A 17442-nucleotide genomic window follows, 5' to 3' on the forward strand; every position below is an offset into this window, starting at 1 on the left:
TGATTAATGGAAATCTGGTGTCACGTCATTGATATACCACTCGGGCAAGCGGATTTCCACTTGCAATGGAGTGAATTCAATAAGGAGCGGGAGCAGGGCTTCCTGTTTGTAAATATCCACTTTAGGATTTTCACGCAGGAATTCCGCAATGCTTTTGGAGGCAATGACGTTGCCCTCTCGGTTCAGAACTTCTATTACCATTGCACATCCACCTTTGTACCTGAATATGTTTAAGTCTGTTGATTGCATGACGTGAGTGTTTTCATCGAACACGAATTCCGGGTGATGGGCGCATAATTCTCCGCACGATTCGTTGGTGAAGTTCGTGTGTGGATAGACGTTTTTTAGCACGACGGAAACGGACGGATTAGCTGCACGTCCCGTTCCGGCGTATCCCACTCCCCGGACTTCCACGGATACTTTCAGGTGGGAACTTTTGAATTCTACCGTGTGGTCTGACCAACGGTCTTTAAGTACCTCGATGACATGGCAGCCCATGTAAAGGGGGTCTTGACCGGGCACTTTATCTTTGTCTTGGTTGGGGTGCATTGCCATGATATTTTGCAATGAACCGCATTGAATATCTTTTATTGTTGTGCGTTCACCCGCGTTGCCTACCGCGACGAGGTGGTATTGACCGGACGGTAAGTTTAGTTTGGTTCCTTGATGTTTTTTTAGGGTACTTTGATTTAATACTTTGGTGGTTACCAAGTGGTGGTCGGCATCGAAAACATACAGGTCAACCTTGTTGATTTTAGTATGAAATATATCTTCTTGACCATCCCCTTTATATATAAAGGTAAGGCGTGTTTTCTCGCAATCATCAAGATCTTCTTTTATGCAGCTTGTATTCACACTGATAATTAATAGAAGCAGTAATATTTTCTCAAAACGTTTCATCTTGTTGTACTGTATGTATGTAAAATTTGAAAAAGGAACGCCCCTTCGCCTCGTGGGGCGTTCCCGGGAGTATCTTTGGCGTGTGGTGCCGAAGATATTAGTGTCTTATTTCCATTCAACGGTTACATCCTGGATAACCCAAGGTTCAACCACAATCGTGGCGTTAACCGCGATTAAGGTATTACCGGTGATATCTCCGGTGATATTTTCATCTGTTACTTCTAATTTGGTGATTCGATATAGCTTCCCGGCTTCGAATTTGAAATTTTCTTCTCCGTTATATTTCGAAACTACGGCAAAACGAATCGGTGAGCATGTGCCTGTTTTTAAGGTTGCCTCGGTAAAGGCTAATGTGATGATTGGTTTGTTGTTGTCTGCATTTACAAAGAAGTTGTATGCATAGCATTTTTCTGTTGTAGGGAAGGTGGCGCCAAAAATTGTTGCAGGTGTTTCTAAAAAGTCTCCCATGGACAATACTTCGGCTGCGGCTAAAACAGTTTCCGCATCATCTGATTCAATGACTTGTGAGTTACTCGCTGTTACGGTGTTATTCGCTAATGCTCCATTTTCGCAGTATCCATTCAGGAAAATTCCGGCGAAATTAAGAGTGGCATATTTGGAAGTTTCCGTTGTTGCCGGTTGGGTGGGATTTTCTGTTTGCATTAGTTTGATCCCGGATGCTTCAATACGGGCCACGATGGGTTTAACGGTAACTGTTGTTTTGTAGAGGTCATATTGAAGAGTTTCTCCCGGTTTTGTTGTTACATTGGCAGGTGTTAGTGTTGTTGAAGAGCCGTAGCAAGTAACATTTGTTTCTTTGGCGGTTTCCGCCGTGGCGGTGGAGTTATAGGCGGAGTTGTTATTGATGATAACTTCCACTCCGGTACAGCTTGTCGGTACATCAAAGAACGTGAACTTATTGGCATCCACAACGCTTGTGAAAGTTTTTTCGATATCTGTTCCCAATAACTTCACGTAAATGTGAGAGGGGGTAATTGCTAATGTCCCTCCATGCTCTCCGGTCGTGGGAGTCTGTTCAGCTCTCGACAATTCGGGATTTACGATGTTTAAAGAGATTGCTTTCAGACCGCTGGGAGTGGCTTCTTCTTTGTCATTGTTGCAGGCAAATAGTCCTAGACTGGCAACTGCGATTAATAAGTACTTGTTTAATTTCATAATCTAAAAATTTAATGTAATTTGATGTCAATTCAATCTTTTATGGTTCTTGTATATATGTTTCTAGTTTTTGAAGATTCTCTCGAGCCTCGTTATCGCCTTGTGTAGCGGCTTTGACGAGGTACTGTTTGGCAAGTTCCCATTGTTCGTCCCGGGCATAAACCACGCCGAGCGCACCCCACGTGTCCGGATCGGCTTTGGCTTTTTCAAGACGGTTGATTGCTGCCCGGATATTGCCTTTTTGCAAATCGAGCCGGGCGGCATTACTCGCTGCGATTCCGTTCTCCGGATAGGCCTCGGCTGCCGTGTGGATAATTTGTTCTTGGAGGACAGGGTCGTTCCCGTATGCTTGGGCTACGAGGTATATCTCGTACAGGCTTAATAGTTTCGGGTTGGTTTTAATTACTTGTTTCGCCTCTTCCAAGTTGAAATTTCGGACTTCGTATTGTACGCGATAGTCGTTTTTCCGTAACGGAGGATAGCATTCATTTAGCAATCGTTTGTAGATTTCCCCGTCATTATCCAGTTTTTTGAAGCTTTCTTCACATTTATCCGGAGCTGTACAATTATCGATGATAGCGAGCACTTTGTTCTGGTGCAGGAGTTTCGGGCGTTTTTCTACCTCTTCGCGCAGTCCTTGCCAGTCTTCACCTTTCCAGTCTGCGTGAATCTGTTCCGGAGCGATTTTGAGTTCGTCTTGCAGGTATCGGGCAAGTGCTTCGGCTCTGGCCTTGGAGATGGTGAGATTATATTCGCGGCTACCTTCCGGGGAGGCGTATCCCGTGATGTAGATAGCCTTGATCATGGCGTTCTTATCATCTTGGACTTCTGTTATAGATTGTTTGATGGCAGCCAGTTCTTTATGATTGTTTTTGTATTCCGGTAGAATTTTCCGGCTGTCTTGACGGAACTGTAATCTGGCTTCGCGGCTCTTTTCCCTTGTTTTGATGATTTCCTTTTTCGGTTGTTTGAAATCGAGGGTAAATATCGGCAAGGGCGAAGCGAGGCAAGACGAAGCGATGATATCTGTCGCACCTTGATTGTAACCGGCTGCCATGCAATCGGTACACCCGCTTACTTCTTCCCGGATGATTAATTTGCTGCCTCTCATCCATTGTTGGAAAGGGATTGAGGCGGTGTAGTTTATTTCCTGTTTTTCCCGGTTGTAACGGCGTATAACAGTTTGTGCCTTGTAAGGATAAGGTTGCCCTGTGAGCCGCTCTACGCGTTGATGCACCAGAGCGCGTGTACGCCCGTTGATGATAATAGCCGGTAATTCCTGACTCTTGCTTTCGTCTTTCGAAATAATGACAGGAATCAGCCGGATGCTGTGTTGTCTGCGGACTTTTATTTGGCTCACATCGAGATTTATACAGACGTCCACATCGGCTTTATTTTTTTTCATTTCGTTATTCAATACCCGAATATTTCTCAGGTATTCTTTCTGACTCCACGCGCTGCCACTTCCTAAAAGCAATATTAGTATGGTATATATCATTCTTTTCATGGTCGTGTCTTCTATTATTTAATGAGGTATATAATGGATATGGCGACTTTGGTGATTCCCCAGTAGTTTTTATGTCCCTTGTATTTCCACTCGCCACATTTTTCGCAATTATATTTGTCATAGTTCACGCGGATGTAACCGCCCCCGATGCAGGTTTCAAGGTTTAGGCGTTTGCTTAACAACCATTGATAACCGTAAGTTAATCCTCCTCCGTAGAATCCTCCCTCGTACCTTTGATGTTTCAGCCCGGGGAGTAGCCCGAACGGAAGTTTTACATTGCCGGCATTGAGTTGTCCGCCAAGCAGATGTGTGCCGAAAAAATGACCGTTGAAATTCTCGCAAAGCCAATAGCGAAATTCGGGTTGAACTAGCCAATGTTTCCACTTTTTATTATTAGAAAAGGACCATGGGTTATAATTCCCTGATAAATCAAATGTGGTCTTTTTACCTAATTTGAATTCTATGCCGATATTGGCGGTTGCAGTAGCCCAATAGACAGCATTTGTCTTTATCCCGACTTTTTGAGAGAAAGTTTGCCCGCTACTAAAAAGTAATAGACCTGTTACTAATAATAACCATCTTTTCATTTCCTGTATTTTTAATCTAATGAATTTTGCGATTATCTTCTGGACGATTTTGATGCAACCGAAAAAATGACCATACTGCCTTGTGATATGTATAAATACATATCATTGCAAATAATAAACTTTCGGTAAACATATAGCTGATTCTCATATAGTTAAATTAAATAAATTTTAAACACCGCATTATTAAAATCATTCCGACTCTTTGTAAGAGGCGGAATAGATAGTTGTTTTTGTTTTAATGCACTGTAAATTATATATTTATGAATTTGAATAGAAGTGTTGATTCCGGTATTGTAAACAATCTGGTATTTATTGGATTGTTTGAGAATATAATGATTTTGTAATACACTATATTTCAGTGTAATATATAGTAATGATGAATTTCATGATATTAAATCATGAAACTATATTGCAAACGTGTTGATACATAGTAGATAATGATTGTTTGCTGCTCTTTTTTTTACAGTTGTATCAAGAAAAGTTAGGTTAAATAATATTAAATCACAAGAGTATTTATCATATAATGATGAAAAATATTTATTTTTACACCACAGAAAAGGAATATTCCGCCTCTTACAAAGAGGCGGAATGTTAATATATATGAAGAGCAAAATGTTGCTGTAAAAGAATGGAAAGCAGGCTACAGGGCGATAATCTCTTCATTTGCCTTATCTATCACGGAATGGTCAAGTGATGCAAGATAGATATTTGTTGTATGTGTGGATGTATGTCCCATGCCTTGACTGATGACCGATAAAGGAATCCCCTTGTGATGTGCAATTGTGGCCCATGAATGACGCGCAACATAGGATGTTAGTGCAGGAGATATCTGAAGGATATCTGATAATATTTTGAGTCGTTTATTGTATAAACGTTGTGCGCTTTCATACTGACGATGAATGGGAATATGAGTTTTGGTTATGATGGGTAACAAATAATGTTTATCGGTTATTGCCGAGTATTTTTTTATGATATCTAAAATTTCCGGGACAAGCTTGATTGTTAATGTTTGGCGTGTCTTATGTCTGGTGTATACGAGATAATTATCTTGTATAGAAGATTTCAATAAGAAAGCCATATCAATAAAAGCCATACCGCGAGTGTAGAAGCTAAAAAGGAATAGATCACGGGCAAATGAAAGACTCTTGTTGCTGGATAGATGCAGTTCTATTAACTGTTGAATTACAGATGCATTAACCGCCCTTTTTTTTGTTTTGGGTATACCGGTATAGACGAAACGAAACGGATTTTCATCTTTTAACAGGTGATCCTCAACCAGAGCTTTGTTATAGACAGCGCGCAAAGTTCTCATGTAAAAAGAAATCGTGTTTGGTTGGATGTTTTTTTGTTTGAGGTAGTTTTCAAATTTCTTAATCATGTTTGAGTTTATATCCTTGAAGTAAATTTCCGACCGTTCACAAAAAGATTGAAATGTATGTAAGGTGGTTTGATAATTTCGTGCCGTATGATTTTTTCCTCGTTGGAGCAGTTCCTTGATTTGTTTTTGCATAAAGGGGAAGAAATTGCCACTCTGACGGTTATTATAGTGTGAAAGAATGTCGTTTGTCGTGAAAGAATGTCGTTGCTCAAGTTGATAAATGATGGAGTGTAATAATTGTTTTGATTTAAGAATTTCTTGTTGGACTTCTTTTAAATAATTGAATCGCGTATTATCGTTTTGTAATATGATCTCTTCATTTAAAGGTTCCCATTCATGAGAATACAATTTGTAAGGGAGGGTGATTGTTTTCACTCGTCTTTGGTGAATAAGTTGAATATAGAGAGAGGCTTGTTTCCCTAGTTTTATTGATGTCCTGAGTTTGAATTTTATTGATGCCATGGTTATTACTTGTATTAGTTAATATGTATACGGGAAAATAATTGTACTGATTTGATAATCAGGTTAATTTTGTTGAAAAGATGCTTTTTGAAAGCATAAAAAAAAGCTTGGGGTTACCCAAGCTTTTAGAAATATGTCGTTTAGACTTTATTTTTTCGCATGCATAATTGCAGCCTGCGCCGCAGCCAAGCGGGCGATTGGAACGCGGAAGGGTGAACAAGACACGTAGTCCATTCCCACTTTGTCGCAGAAGATGACGGAAGAGGGTTCTCCCCCGTGCTCTCCACAGATTCCGAGTTTCAGTTTGCTGTTAGCTGAACGTCCTTTTTCGGCACCCATTTGAACTAATTGACCAACACCTTCTTGATCCAGTACGGCGAACGGATCGGTTTTCAGAATGCCTTTCTTGATGTATTCGGGTAAGAATTTACCGGCGTCATCACGAGAGTATCCGAATGTCATCTGAGTCAAGTCATTCGTACCGAACGAGAAGAACTCGGCAACTTCGGCGATCTGATCGGCTGTCAAAGCAGCGCGAGGTATTTCGATCATGGTTCCTACCATATAATCTACCTTGATGCCCTTTTCAGCGAATACTACGTCGGCAGTGCAACGGATGATGTTAGTTTGTTGTTTCAATTCTTTCACGGTACCAACCAGCGGAACCATGATTTCCGGTTTCGGGTTCAAGCCTTTCAATTTGAGGTTACAAGCGGCTTCGATGATGGCACGAGCCTGCATCTCGGTGATTTCCGGGTAGGTAATACCCAAACGGCAACCGCGGTGACCTAACATCGGGTTGAACTCGTGTAGGGCGTCTACTTTTTCTTTCACCACTTCTACAGAGATACCCATTTTCTCTGCCATGTATTTTTGTGATTCCGGCTCATTGGGAGTAAACTCGTGCAATGGCGGGTCTAACAAACGAATGGTAACACCAAATCCGTCCATGGCTTCAAGGATTCCCTCGAAGTCGCTTCTTTGCATCGGGAGGATTTTTGCCAATGCGATACGGCGTTCCTCGACAGTGTCCGAAAGGATCATCTCGCGCATAGCGTCGATACGGTCACCTTCGAAGAACATGTGTTCCGTGCGGCACAGACCGACACCTCTAGCCCCGAAATCACGAGCGACTTGCGCATCGTGGGGAGTATCGGCATTTGTTCTCACGTACATACGCGTGTGTTTCTCTGCCAGTTCCATGATAGCCTTGAAATCCTTGTCCAAAGATGCTTCTGCTGTAGCCACTTTACCCAAGTAAACTTCTCCCGTGGAGCCGTTCAATGAAATCCAGTCACCTTCATTGATGGTAATGCCTTTCACTGTGAACGTGCGTTTGTGGTAGTCTACCACGATTTCTCCGGCACCGGATACGCAGCATTTACCCATACCGCGGGCAACCACGGCAGCGTGGGAGGTCATACCCCCGCGAGCGGTAAGGATACCTTCGGATACGTTCATACCGCGCAAGTCTTCCGGAGAAGTCTCCAGACGAACCAGAATTACTTTTTCTCCTTTGGCTTTCCATTCTTCTGCCTCGTCGGCGAAGAATACGACACGTCCTGTCGCGGCACCCGGGGACGCAGGTAATCCTTTGGTTAATACTTTTGCTTTTGATTGTGCTTCTTTGTCGAATACCGGGTGAAGCAATTCATCCAGTTTGGCTGCTTCCAGACGGAGTAGTGCAGTCTTCTCGTCGATCATTCCTTGTGCCAACATATCGACGGCCATTTTTACCATGGCAGTACCGGTACGTTTCCCGTTACGGGTTTGCAACATCCATAATTTACCGTCTTGGATGGTAAATTCAAGGTCTTGCATATCGTGGAAATAGTCTTCCAGTTTTTGTTGAACGGCGTCCAACTCCGCGTAAGCGGTCGGCATAGCCTCTTCCAATGAAGGATATTTGGATTTACGATCTGCCTCGGAGATATTTTGCATTTTTGCCCAACGGCGAGAGCCCTCGATCGTGATTTCCTGCGGGGTACGGATACCTGCAACCACGTCTTCTCCTTGTGCGTTGATCAAGTATTCACCGTTGAAGATGTCTTCTCCGGTAGCGGCGTCACGAGTGAAGGCAACCCCGGTAGCGGAATTGTCACCCATGTTCCCGTAAACCATAGCCTGCACGTTCACGGCAGTTCCCCATTCCTCCGGGATTTGATTCAATTGACGATACAGGACGGCACGTTCCGTCATCCATGAGTCGAACACGGCACAGATTGCTCCCCATAATTGCTCCCACGGGCAGGTTGGGAAATCTTTACCGGTTTTTGCTTTAACGACACTTTTGAAGCGGCGAACCAGTTCTTGCAGGTCTTCGGCGGTGAAGTCCGTGTCGTTGGTAATATTTTTTTCTGCTTTTAATTTATCGATCTCGACTTCGAACGGGTTGTGTTCTCCTTTTCCGGCAGCAACGCCCATTACCACATCTCCGTACATTTGCACGAAGCGACGATAGGAATCCCAAGCGAATCTGGCATTACCCGATTTCTCGGCAACGATTTTAACGGCGTCGTCATTCATACCCAAGTTAAGCACCGTGTCCATCATACCCGGCATGGATACTCGGGCTCCCGAACGCACGGAAACCAAAAGAGGGAATGCTTCTCCCTTTGATCCGAATTTGGCGTTCATTAACTTCTCGGTGGCCTCGATACCGGCTTTCACGTCATTTTCGATTAATTTGATAACAGAGTCGCGTCCTTCTTGGTTGTAAAGGGTACAAACTTCTGTCGTGATAGTGAATCCTGCAGGTACAGGAACTCCGATGAGATTCATTTCGGCAAGATTGGCGCCCTTACCTCCAAGCAGGTTTTTCATGTCTGCTTTTCCTTCTGCTTTTCCGTCGCCAAAGGTGTAAACGTACTTCGTACTCATAGTTCTGTTAGATTTTTTGCGTTTACCTCCTGACATTCAGGAGAATTTGTTTATATGATCATTCTTTGTTAAATATTCCTATCTTAGGGGTGCAAAGATAGTTTTTTTTCTTGAATAATGGAATAGAAGATTTTAGTTAAAATTTACGCGAACGTTTGTTATTATTCATAAAGTGAAAGAAAATGATTGTCGTGAATAAAAAATAGTGTCCGATGTTAAATTCTAAACAAATAAATGTTTATTTTCGCGGGCTGTTAATTATTGCGATAAACTAATGTTCGAACGAGATCAAAAACGATATAATGACTACCCGACCTATTTCCGAACGCTTTTTGGCGAAAGGGTTCAGAAATTGTCGATCGACGGGGGATTTACCTGTCCTAACCGGGACGGGAGTAAGGGTATCGGGGGATGCTCGTTTTGCAATAATGACAGTTTTAATCCTGATTATTGCCGTGCCGTGGAGGGTATTACCCGACAGATCGAGGAAGGTATCCGTTTTTTTGGCCACAAGTACAATAAACAAAAATATCTAGCTTATTTTCAGGCATATTCGAACACGTACGCGCCGTTGGAAGTGTTGAAACAACGGTACGAGGAGGCTTTGGCGCATCCGATGATAGCGGGGCTTGTGATTGGCACGCGACCGGATACGGTGAATGATGAAGTGTTGGATTACTTGGAACTATTGGCCCGGGAATATTATGTTTGCGTGGAGTACGGGGTGGAGTCGGTAAACGATGAAGTGTTGCAAAGGGTGAACCGGGGACATGGTTTCGCGGCTTCCGAAAGGGCGATACGTGGCACGGCGGGACGGGGAATTGCCATTGGCGCTCATTTGATATTCGGTTTGCCGGGAGAGAGCCGGGAGTCTATGTTGGAGGGAGCCGTACGGTTGTGTGAGTTACCGATACAAGTGTTGAAATTGCATCAGTTGCAGATCGTGAAAGATACCCGTATGGCGGAGGAGTACGCCGAGAAGCCGTCGGCATTCCAATTATATACACAAGAAGAATATTTGGATTTCGTGGTGGAGGTGATTGAACGGATACGTCCGGATGTGTATTTGGAGCGATTTGTTAATCAGTCCCCTCCGGAATATTTAATTGCTCCCAAGTGGGGAATTAAAAATTTCGAGTTCACGGCGAAGTTGGATAAACGGTTGAGGGAGTTGGATACGTGGCAGGGGAAAGAAAGATAAAAGTTAAAAACTAAAAAAATGAGAAGATTCTGTGAATGCCGATGGAATGATTCAGTGATGATGAAAAAAGAGTGTAAGAATTGTGCGGTCGGAATCTAAAATTTAAAATCTAAAATGGATAAGGTTGGACAGGAAAAAGTGTATGAAACGTTGGCGGCATTGGGAATAGAGTATGATTACGAGGAACATCCTGCAGCTCCGACAATAGAGATCGCGAAACAGTATTGGAAAAATTTGGACAGTACGCATTGTAAAAATCTGTTTTTCCGGAATCACAAGGGGAATAGGCATTATCTGATTATTTTGCATTGCGACCACGCGATGGCGATTCATGATATGGAGAAGATATTGAAACAAGGGAAACTGAGTTTCGCTTCTGAAGTGCGTATGGAGAAATACTTGGGGGTGCGTCCCGGTTCTGTAAGCCCTTTCGGGTTGCTGAATGACGAGGAGCATCACGTGTATGTCTTTCTGGATAAACATTTGCAGGAAGCAAAGAAGTTATCCTTCCACCCAAACGATAACCACGCGTCTTTAGCGATAAAACTGGAAGATTTTGTCCGTTACATGGATTACACGGGTAACTCTTACGAATGGATAGAATTATATTAATTATGGAAAGAATCATTTTCAATTTTCAACTTTCAATTTTCAATTAACATGATGAGTGTAGCACAAGCAGTAGAAGGAATCATAAAACATAAACCTTATTTGTCGGAGGCTTTGGCATCCGGGATCATTAATATTTCGGCATTGGCGAGGCAGATTCAGCCGGAATTGGAGAACGTGTTGGGGAAACCGCTTAACGCGGGAGCGATCGTGATGGCATTGAATAGATTGGCTCCTTACCTGCAGGTGCGGGAGCAGGTGCAATTGAAAAAGTTGCTGAACAACATGGGGGATATTATTTTGCGGAGTAACCTGTGCGATTACACGTTTAAAAATTCCAACACGTTGGTTGATTGTCATATCCGGGTACTGAAATCCATATCCCGCCGGGAGGAAGTGTTTTACACGATGGTGCAGGGTGTTTTTGAAACCAACCTTGTCGTGAGTGAGGTGATGGGGGAGCTTGTGGACGAGTATTTCAAGGAGGAACAATGTATTTTCAAGCAGAACGGTCTTTCGTCCGTGACGTTGAAATTGCCCAAGGGAAATATCCTGCAACCGGGTTTTTATTATTGCATCATGAAAGAGTTGTCGTGGGAGGGTATCAACCTGACTGAAGTTATTTCTTCAACGAACGAATTTACCGTGGTGGTGGATAACTCTTTAATAGATAAAACGTTTGTGGTTTTAAAAAATATCAGCCGGAAGTAATTGAAAATTGAAAATTGAAAATTGAAAATGAAATGCAATGTGTTTTCCGTTAAAAATACTAATTTTGCGGGGAATGAATAAATTAGGAGTAAAGAAATAATTTTCAATTGATAATTATGTTTGAGAATCTATCAGATAGGTTAGAGAAATCGTTTAAGATTTTAAAAGGGCAGGGAAAGATTACCGAAATTAACGTGGCAGAAACGTTAAAGGAGGTAAGACGTTCATTGTTGGATGCCGACGTGAACTATAAGATTGCGAAGGAGTTTACCAACACGGTGAAAGAAAAGGCTTTGGGAATGAATGTGTTGACTGCCGTGAAGCCGGGACAAATGATGGTGAAGATTGTTCACGATGAGTTGATCCGGTTGATGGGCGGTACCCATGTCGATATTAATATAAAAGGGAATCCTGCGATTATTTTGATGTCAGGTCTTCAAGGTTCCGGTAAAACGACGTTTTCCGGTAAATTGGCGAACCTGTTGAAAACGAAACGGGGGAAACATCCTTTACTGGTTGCCTGCGACGTGTACCGTCCGGCTGCTATCGAGCAGTTGAAAGTGTTGGGAGAGCAGATTGGGGTGCCGGTATACAGCGAAGTGGGAAATAACGATCCCGTGAAGATTGCCCAAAACGCCGTGAAAGAAGCCCGAGCTACCGGAAAAGACGTGGTTATCGTCGATACTGCCGGACGTCTTGCTATCGACGAGCAGATGATGAACGAGATCGCGGCAATCAAAAAAGCGATCGAACCGGAAGAAACCCTTTTCGTGGTGGATTCCATGACCGGACAAGATGCCGTGAACACAGCGAAGGAGTTTAATGACCGCTTGAATTTTGACGGGGTTATACTGACGAAGTTGGACGGTGATACTCGCGGTGGTGCCGCTTTGTCGATTCGTACGGTTGTAAACAAACCGATCAAGTTTGTCGGAACGGGCGAGAAACTGGAAGCCTTGGATGTATTCCATCCCGAGCGTATGGCAGACCGTATCTTGGGTATGGGGGATATCGTTTCTTTGGTGGAGAAAGCACAAGAGCAATTTGATGCCGAAGAGGCCATGAAATTGCAGAAGAAGATAGCCAAGAACCAGTTTAATTTTAACGACTTCTTGAGCCAGATACAGCAGATCAAGAAAATGGGTAACATCAAGGATCTGGCATCCATGATTCCCGGTGTGGGCAAGGCATTGAAAGACGTGGATATTGATGACGATGCGTTCAAGGGTGTCGAAGCAATCATTCACTCCATGACTCCTGCCGAACGCGAGAACCCCGAATTGCTGAACGGCTCTCGCCGAAAACGTATTGCCATGGGTAGCGGAACCACTATTCAAGATGTAAATCGCCTCTTGAAACAATTTGACGAATCGAAGAAGATGATGCGTATGTTGTCCAAAGGCGGTAAGATGATGGGAAAGGCGCCAATGAGGAGACGCTAGGAATTTTAGATTTTAAATTTTAGATTTTAAATTACCACGTGGGACTAAAACTGACTTGTGGGTTTAAAATCTGAAATCTAAAATTTAAAATTGACTTGTAGAATTTAAAATTTAAAATCTAAAATTTAAAATTAATTAGATGGAAATTATTGACGGTAAAAAGATTGCAGCACAAATAAAACAGGAACTTGCGGACGAGGTGGCTCGTTTTGTGGCGGAGGGAAAGAAAGTTCCTCATTTGGTGGCTGTGCTTGTAGGAAATGACGGTGCCAGTGAAACTTACGTGGCTAGTAAAGTGAAAGCCTGTCAGGCGGTTGGGATGAAAAGTTCGGAACTGAGATACGGTAATGATATTACAGAAGAGCAGTTACTGGAAGTTATAGACAAGTTGAACGATGATCCGGATGTAGACGGGTTTATCGTGCAATTGCCTCTCCCGAAGCATATTTCCGAAGAGAAAGTCTTGAACCGTATCAATCCGGATAAGGATGTCGATGGTTTTCATCCCTGCAACGTGGGACGTATGGTGTTGGATTTACCAACCTATCTGCCTGCTACTCCGGCGGGAATCGTGGAGTTGTTAGCCCGCTACAATATACCGACGGAAGGAAAACATTGCGTGGTGGTAGGACGAAGTAATATCGTCGGCACCCCGATGGCTATATTGATGTCACGCAAGTCCAAGCATGCCAATTGCACGGTAACCCTGTGCCATAGCCGCACGGCAAATTTGAAAGAGATTACTTTGCAAGCCGATATCTTGGTTGTTGCGATCGGTGTGCCTCATTTTTTGAAAGAAGACATGGTTAGAGAGGGAGCCGTGGTGGTAGACGTGGGTATTCATCGTCTGCCGTCCGAAACGAGCAAAAACGGCTGGCAACTCGTGGGGGACGTGGATTACGAGCACGTGGCTCCTAAATGTTCTTATATAACTCCGGTTCCCGGTGGCGTGGGACCGATGACTATTGTAAGCCTGTTGCAAAATACGGTGAAGGCTTGCAGGGCAAAACATTAAACAATTGAAGATGGAGAATTGAAAGTTGAAAATGGCTTCCCTAGTCATTCCAATTTTCAATTTTCAACTTTCAATTTTCAATTCGTGTTATGGTTCTCAATTATATCTGGATATTCTTTTTTGGTGCGGCATTTCTGGTGGCTCTCTGCAAGTTGCTCTTCATGGGTGACACGGAAGTTTTTTCTGCTATCGTGAAAGCTACTTTCGATATGTCGAAAACGGGTTTTGAAATCTCGTTAGGTCTGACAGGAGTATTGACTTTGTGGATGGGAATCATGAAAATCGGAGAACGAGGAGGGGCGGTGAAAGTGATGTCATGGTTGATCAGTCCTTTCTTCCGGAAATTGTTCCCGGAGTTACCGCCTGATAGTCCGGCATACGGTTCCATCATGATGAATATAGCTGCGAATATGCTGGGACTGGATAATGCGGCTACGCCCGTGGGATTGCGGGCAATGCAACAGATGCAGGAGGTGAACCTGCGAAAGGACAGGGCGTCCGATGCACAGATCATGTTTTTGGTGTTGAATACTTCCGGGCTGACGATTATTCCCGTGTCGGTGATGGTCTACCGGGCACAGATGGGAGCAGCCAACCCGGCGGATATATTTATCCCGATTCTTTTAGCCACGTATGTTTCCACAATTGCCGGGTTGATTGCGGTGGCGATTTATCAGAAATTGAACTTGTTCAACCGGGTAGTAATGGCTTATCTCGGGGGAGGTACTTTGGCCGTAGGTGGCTTGATTTGGTACTTTTCGGGTTTGGATAAAGAAACGATCACTACTGTCTCAACGGTAGCCAGTAATGTGATTTTGTTTTCGATTATCGTGTCTTTTATCGGCATGGGGGCATGGCGTAAAATTAATGTATACGATGCTTTTATCGACGGGGCGAAAGAGGGATTTTCCATTGCGGTAAAGATTATTCCTTACCTCGTGGCGATACTTGTCGCCGTGGGTGTGTTCCGGGCAGCCGGGGCAATGGATATGCTGATGGGCGGTTTGGAGCGTTTGTGTTTGGCGTGTGGCTTGGATGCTGATTTTATCCCCGCTTTGCCGACAGCGTTGATGAAGCCTTTAAGCGGTAGCGGGGCGCGGGGATTAATGATTGATACGATGAACACTTTCGGGGCGGATTCTTTCGCGGGAAGACTGGCTTCGACTTTTCAAGGTGCCACGGACACAACCTTTTATATTATAGCTGTTTATTTTGGGGCAGTGGGAATCAAGAATACCCGATACGCCATTCCCTGCGGGTTGATAGCCGATTTGGCAGGCATTATAGCAGCTTTGGTGATGGCATATTTGTTTTTTGCATAATTCGCAACAATCGGGTAAATAAATTACATTTGTCGTAATGATTTTATGACTTATTTGTATTATTATTGTATTGCTAATTTTATATACACGAAAAAGTGGCTTTGCATTGGGATGAACAATTTATGAGACAGATCAACTCGAAAGAGCCGAAAGCTTACCGGGAGGTGTTTAATGAATTTTACAATTCATTGGTCTACTTCGCCATGCGTTATGTTGAGCGGGTGGAGATAGCCGAGGATCTGGTGCAGGAACTTTTCGTGAATTTATGGGAGAGTAAGACCGTTCATACTTCTTACAATGGTTTCAAAACTTTTCTTTACACGTCCGTGAAACACGCTTGTCTGGATTATTTGAAACACAAGAACGTGGAAGGGAAGTATATTTCATATATGTTGGAGCATCCCGAAACGGAAGAGGAACTGGCGACAAAGATTACCGAGGAGGAGATATATCGCTTGTTCCTAAAAGTGCTGGAGGAATTGCCGGAGCGTCGTAAAATTGTTTTTAAATTACATCTTCAAGGGAAAAAGAATGAGGAGATTGCCCGCTTGTTGCGAATATCGATAGAAACGGTAAAAACGGCAAAAAAAGAATCTATACGCTATTTCAAGAAGCGTTTGGGCGATGCTTTTTACATGTTGGGCTTTCTAGCAGGAGGAATATAAATTTAATAGGAGAACCTAGGGGATTTTTCTCGAAAACGATTCCCGATCGTCTGTTACCGGAAGCGTACACGGGGAATAAACCATGAATAAAGCCGATAGGAGTCGGCTTTAACTCGGTTTTGACTTGACTTTAACTCGGCTTTATACGATGATCGCGGGACGTCTTCTTTTAGATTCCGGTAGAAAATGAGTATAAAGATAGGTTGTAAATGTTAAATTTTTGCCTTTCCGATCCCCCTAAATTGAATGGTTGTCGTTCTAAGTATAAAATAAGCGAAAATGGATAATAGTAATTACAGAATAGTAGAACTTATTCAACGGTATTTTGCCGAGGATTTGGATGCCGCCGAGAGAGAGGAGTTGGAGAAATGGTTGGCTACACATCCCGAGGACAGAGAGATGTTTGAAAAGATCCGGGAAGGGAAAGCTTTGGAGGCGAGAGAGGTTGCATGGGACAAGATGGATCGAGTGAAGGCTTTGCGGCAATTCGAGAGAAAGGTCGGATACAGAAAACGTTCTTTGACTACGCGTGTGATGAAATACGCGGCTGTGATTATGATTCCGTTGTTGGGAGTGTTGGCTTGGAATCTGACGAGGGAGGTGAAACAGGTGAACTCGTCGGTGTCGCTGGCAATTGTGCCGGGTGCATCCAAGGCTGTCCTGATACTGGAAGACGGGGAAGAGGTTGCCTTGGAATCTATGGAGGGCGATCGTTTGGATATTTCGCAATCCGGGGTAAGGGTACAAAGTATGGGAAGCGGTATAGTGTATTCCGATACGATCAAGAAAAGGAGTGGTAAGAGTTTTAACCGCTTGAATACGCCGAGAGGTGGAGAGTATAACGTGATACTGGCTGATGGTACGCGGGTGTATTTGAATGCGGCGTCGAGTTTGAAATATCCGGTCGTGTTCGACGAAAAAGAACGAACGGTATATCTTTCGGGAGAGGCTTATTTTGATGTGGCGAAAGATGCTAAGCGACCATTTTACGTGATAACGGATGTCACGAAACTGGAGGTTTACGGGACGTCGTTCAACGTGAATACCCGGTACGGGAACGGGGTACAGACAGTTTTGGTTTCCGGCTCGATAGGGGTAGAGGGGCGTATGATAAAACGGGTGTACCGGGTTGAACCTTCCGAGTTGATCGAGTTTTCGTCAGACGGGGAGTTTGTTAAACGGGAGAAAGTGGATGTGGCTCCTTACGTGGCTTGGAGATACGGGCAGTTTATGTTCGAAAACGAGAGCTTGGAGCATATCATGAATACGCTTTCGTTGTGGTACGACGTTGATGTGTTTTACTCGAACGAGAGTGTTAAAAAACATCGTTTCACGGGGCATATGAAGAAATACGAAGATATTGATACGATTTTGGACGCGATAAGTAAAATTATGGGAGTTACGTTTATAATAAAGGACAAAACAATTACAGTGATGGAATAAAAACGGAAGGTGTTCCACCACCTCCCGTTGAAAGTATGCCTTAGTTATTGTTCCACCAATGCGTAAGGCTAGTATTAATGATTAATCTACAAATTTATGAAAAAAAGTCGATTATGCCCTCACCCCTATCCGGGAATAGGACGA

14 protein-coding genes are annotated in these 17442 nt (G+C 43.5%); 8 read left to right on the forward strand and 6 right to left on the reverse strand.

The features are described from left to right. Positions 1–3 precede the first annotated feature (3 nt). From ACK8P8_RS08885 to ppdK, 6 genes are all read right to left on the reverse strand, one after another. A complete protein-coding gene (locus ACK8P8_RS08885; RefSeq protein ID WP_227217420.1) occupies positions 4–855 on the reverse strand; it encodes a FimB/Mfa2 family fimbrial subunit in 852 nt (283 codons plus the stop codon). A gap of 150 nt (positions 856–1005) precedes the next feature. Continuing rightward, a complete protein-coding gene (locus ACK8P8_RS08890; RefSeq protein ID WP_410025785.1) occupies positions 1006–2076 on the reverse strand; it encodes a hypothetical protein in 1071 nt (356 codons plus the stop codon). Between the two features lie 40 nt (positions 2077–2116). Beyond that, positions 2117–3583 carry an OmpA family protein gene (locus ACK8P8_RS08895; protein WP_410025786.1) on the reverse strand — a complete coding sequence of 489 codons (1467 nt, stop codon included), beginning with the start codon at positions 3581–3583 and terminating at the stop codon, positions 2117–2119. Between the two features lie 14 nt (positions 3584–3597). After that, positions 3598–4170: a DUF3575 domain-containing protein gene (locus tag ACK8P8_RS08900; protein WP_292271435.1), complete on the reverse strand. Its 573-nt coding sequence runs from the start codon at positions 4168–4170 to the stop codon at positions 3598–3600. Between the two features lie 640 nt (positions 4171–4810). Continuing rightward, complete coding sequence (locus ACK8P8_RS08905) at positions 4811–6010, reverse strand: tyrosine-type recombinase/integrase (RefSeq protein WP_410025787.1); 1200 nt, start codon at positions 6008–6010, stop codon at positions 4811–4813. A 147-nt stretch (positions 6011–6157) separates the two neighbouring features. Continuing rightward, positions 6158–8890, reverse strand: coding sequence for a pyruvate, phosphate dikinase (gene ppdK / locus ACK8P8_RS08910; RefSeq protein WP_099294751.1), 2733 nt, complete (start codon positions 8888–8890; stop codon positions 6158–6160). Positions 8891–9164: 274 nt separating this feature from the next. Here ppdK and mnmL point away from each other — a divergent pair, with 274 nt between their 5' ends. From mnmL to ACK8P8_RS08950, 8 genes are all read left to right on the forward strand, one after another. Further along, entirely contained in the window at positions 9165–10091 is a 927-nt protein-coding gene (mnmL, locus tag ACK8P8_RS08915) for a tRNA modification radical SAM protein MnmL/YtqA (RefSeq protein WP_410025788.1), read from the forward strand. Positions 10092–10205: 114 nt separating this feature from the next. Then, positions 10206–10703, forward strand: coding sequence for a prolyl-tRNA synthetase associated domain-containing protein (locus tag ACK8P8_RS08920; RefSeq protein ID WP_410025789.1), 498 nt, complete (start codon positions 10206–10208; stop codon positions 10701–10703). Positions 10704–10751: 48 nt separating this feature from the next. Continuing rightward, positions 10752–11411 (forward strand): aspartate kinase, encoded by a 660-nt coding sequence (locus ACK8P8_RS08925; RefSeq protein WP_099294102.1) that lies wholly within the window; start codon positions 10752–10754, stop codon positions 11409–11411. A 116-nt stretch (positions 11412–11527) separates the two neighbouring features. After that, positions 11528–12853, forward strand: coding sequence for a signal recognition particle protein (ffh, locus tag ACK8P8_RS08930; protein ID WP_099294100.1), 1326 nt, complete (start codon positions 11528–11530; stop codon positions 12851–12853). A gap of 139 nt (positions 12854–12992) precedes the next feature. Beyond that, on the forward strand, positions 12993–13868 hold the full coding sequence (folD, locus tag ACK8P8_RS08935) for a bifunctional methylenetetrahydrofolate dehydrogenase/methenyltetrahydrofolate cyclohydrolase FolD (RefSeq protein WP_099294098.1): 876 nt from the start codon (positions 12993–12995) through the stop codon (positions 13866–13868). Positions 13869–13957: 89 nt separating this feature from the next. Then, a complete protein-coding gene (locus tag ACK8P8_RS08940; protein ID WP_099294096.1) occupies positions 13958–15190 on the forward strand; it encodes a spore maturation protein in 1233 nt (410 codons plus the stop codon). Between the two features lie 122 nt (positions 15191–15312). After that, positions 15313–15855 (forward strand): RNA polymerase sigma-70 factor, encoded by a 543-nt coding sequence (locus ACK8P8_RS08945; RefSeq protein ID WP_141561002.1) that lies wholly within the window; start codon positions 15313–15315, stop codon positions 15853–15855. Between the two features lie 279 nt (positions 15856–16134). Next, the gene (locus tag ACK8P8_RS08950; RefSeq protein WP_410025791.1) at positions 16135–17298 is read left to right on the forward strand and encodes a FecR domain-containing protein; all 1164 of its coding nucleotides are present in this window, start codon (positions 16135–16137) and stop codon (positions 17296–17298) included. Positions 17299–17442 lie beyond the last annotated feature (144 nt).

Source organism: Butyricimonas muris (assembly GCF_046365375.1).
GTDB classification, from domain to species: Bacteria; Bacteroidota; Bacteroidia; order Bacteroidales; family Marinifilaceae; genus Butyricimonas; species Butyricimonas muris.

What these genes read in the sequence shown, in the direction of transcription:
- ACK8P8_RS08890 (WP_410025785.1), bottom strand. Translation starts at nt 2,076, where the DNA reads ATGAAATTAAACAAGTACTTATTAATCGCAGTTGCCAGTCTAGGACTA.
- ACK8P8_RS08895 (WP_410025786.1), bottom strand. Translation starts at nt 3,583, where the DNA reads ATGAAAAGAATGATATATACCATACTAATATTGCTTTTAGGAAGTGGC.
- ACK8P8_RS08900 (WP_292271435.1), bottom strand. Translation starts at nt 4,170, where the DNA reads ATGAAAAGATGGTTATTATTAGTAACAGGTCTATTACTTTTTAGTAGC.
- ACK8P8_RS08905 (WP_410025787.1), bottom strand. Translation starts at nt 6,010, where the DNA reads ATGGCATCAATAAAATTCAAACTCAGGACATCAATAAAACTAGGGAAA.
- ppdK (WP_099294751.1), bottom strand. Translation starts at nt 8,890, where the DNA reads ATGAGTACGAAGTACGTTTACACCTTTGGCGACGGAAAAGCAGAAGGA.
- mnmL (WP_410025788.1), top strand. Translation starts at nt 9,165, where the DNA reads ATGTTCGAACGAGATCAAAAACGATATAATGACTACCCGACCTATTTC.
- ACK8P8_RS08920 (WP_410025789.1), top strand. Translation starts at nt 10,206, where the DNA reads ATGGATAAGGTTGGACAGGAAAAAGTGTATGAAACGTTGGCGGCATTG.
- ACK8P8_RS08925 (WP_099294102.1), top strand. Translation starts at nt 10,752, where the DNA reads ATGATGAGTGTAGCACAAGCAGTAGAAGGAATCATAAAACATAAACCT.
- ffh (WP_099294100.1), top strand. Translation starts at nt 11,528, where the DNA reads ATGTTTGAGAATCTATCAGATAGGTTAGAGAAATCGTTTAAGATTTTA.
- folD (WP_099294098.1), top strand. Translation starts at nt 12,993, where the DNA reads ATGGAAATTATTGACGGTAAAAAGATTGCAGCACAAATAAAACAGGAA.
- ACK8P8_RS08940 (WP_099294096.1), top strand. Translation starts at nt 13,958, where the DNA reads ATGGTTCTCAATTATATCTGGATATTCTTTTTTGGTGCGGCATTTCTG.
- ACK8P8_RS08945 (WP_141561002.1), top strand. Translation starts at nt 15,313, where the DNA reads ATGAGACAGATCAACTCGAAAGAGCCGAAAGCTTACCGGGAGGTGTTT.
- ACK8P8_RS08950 (WP_410025791.1), top strand. Translation starts at nt 16,135, where the DNA reads ATGGATAATAGTAATTACAGAATAGTAGAACTTATTCAACGGTATTTT.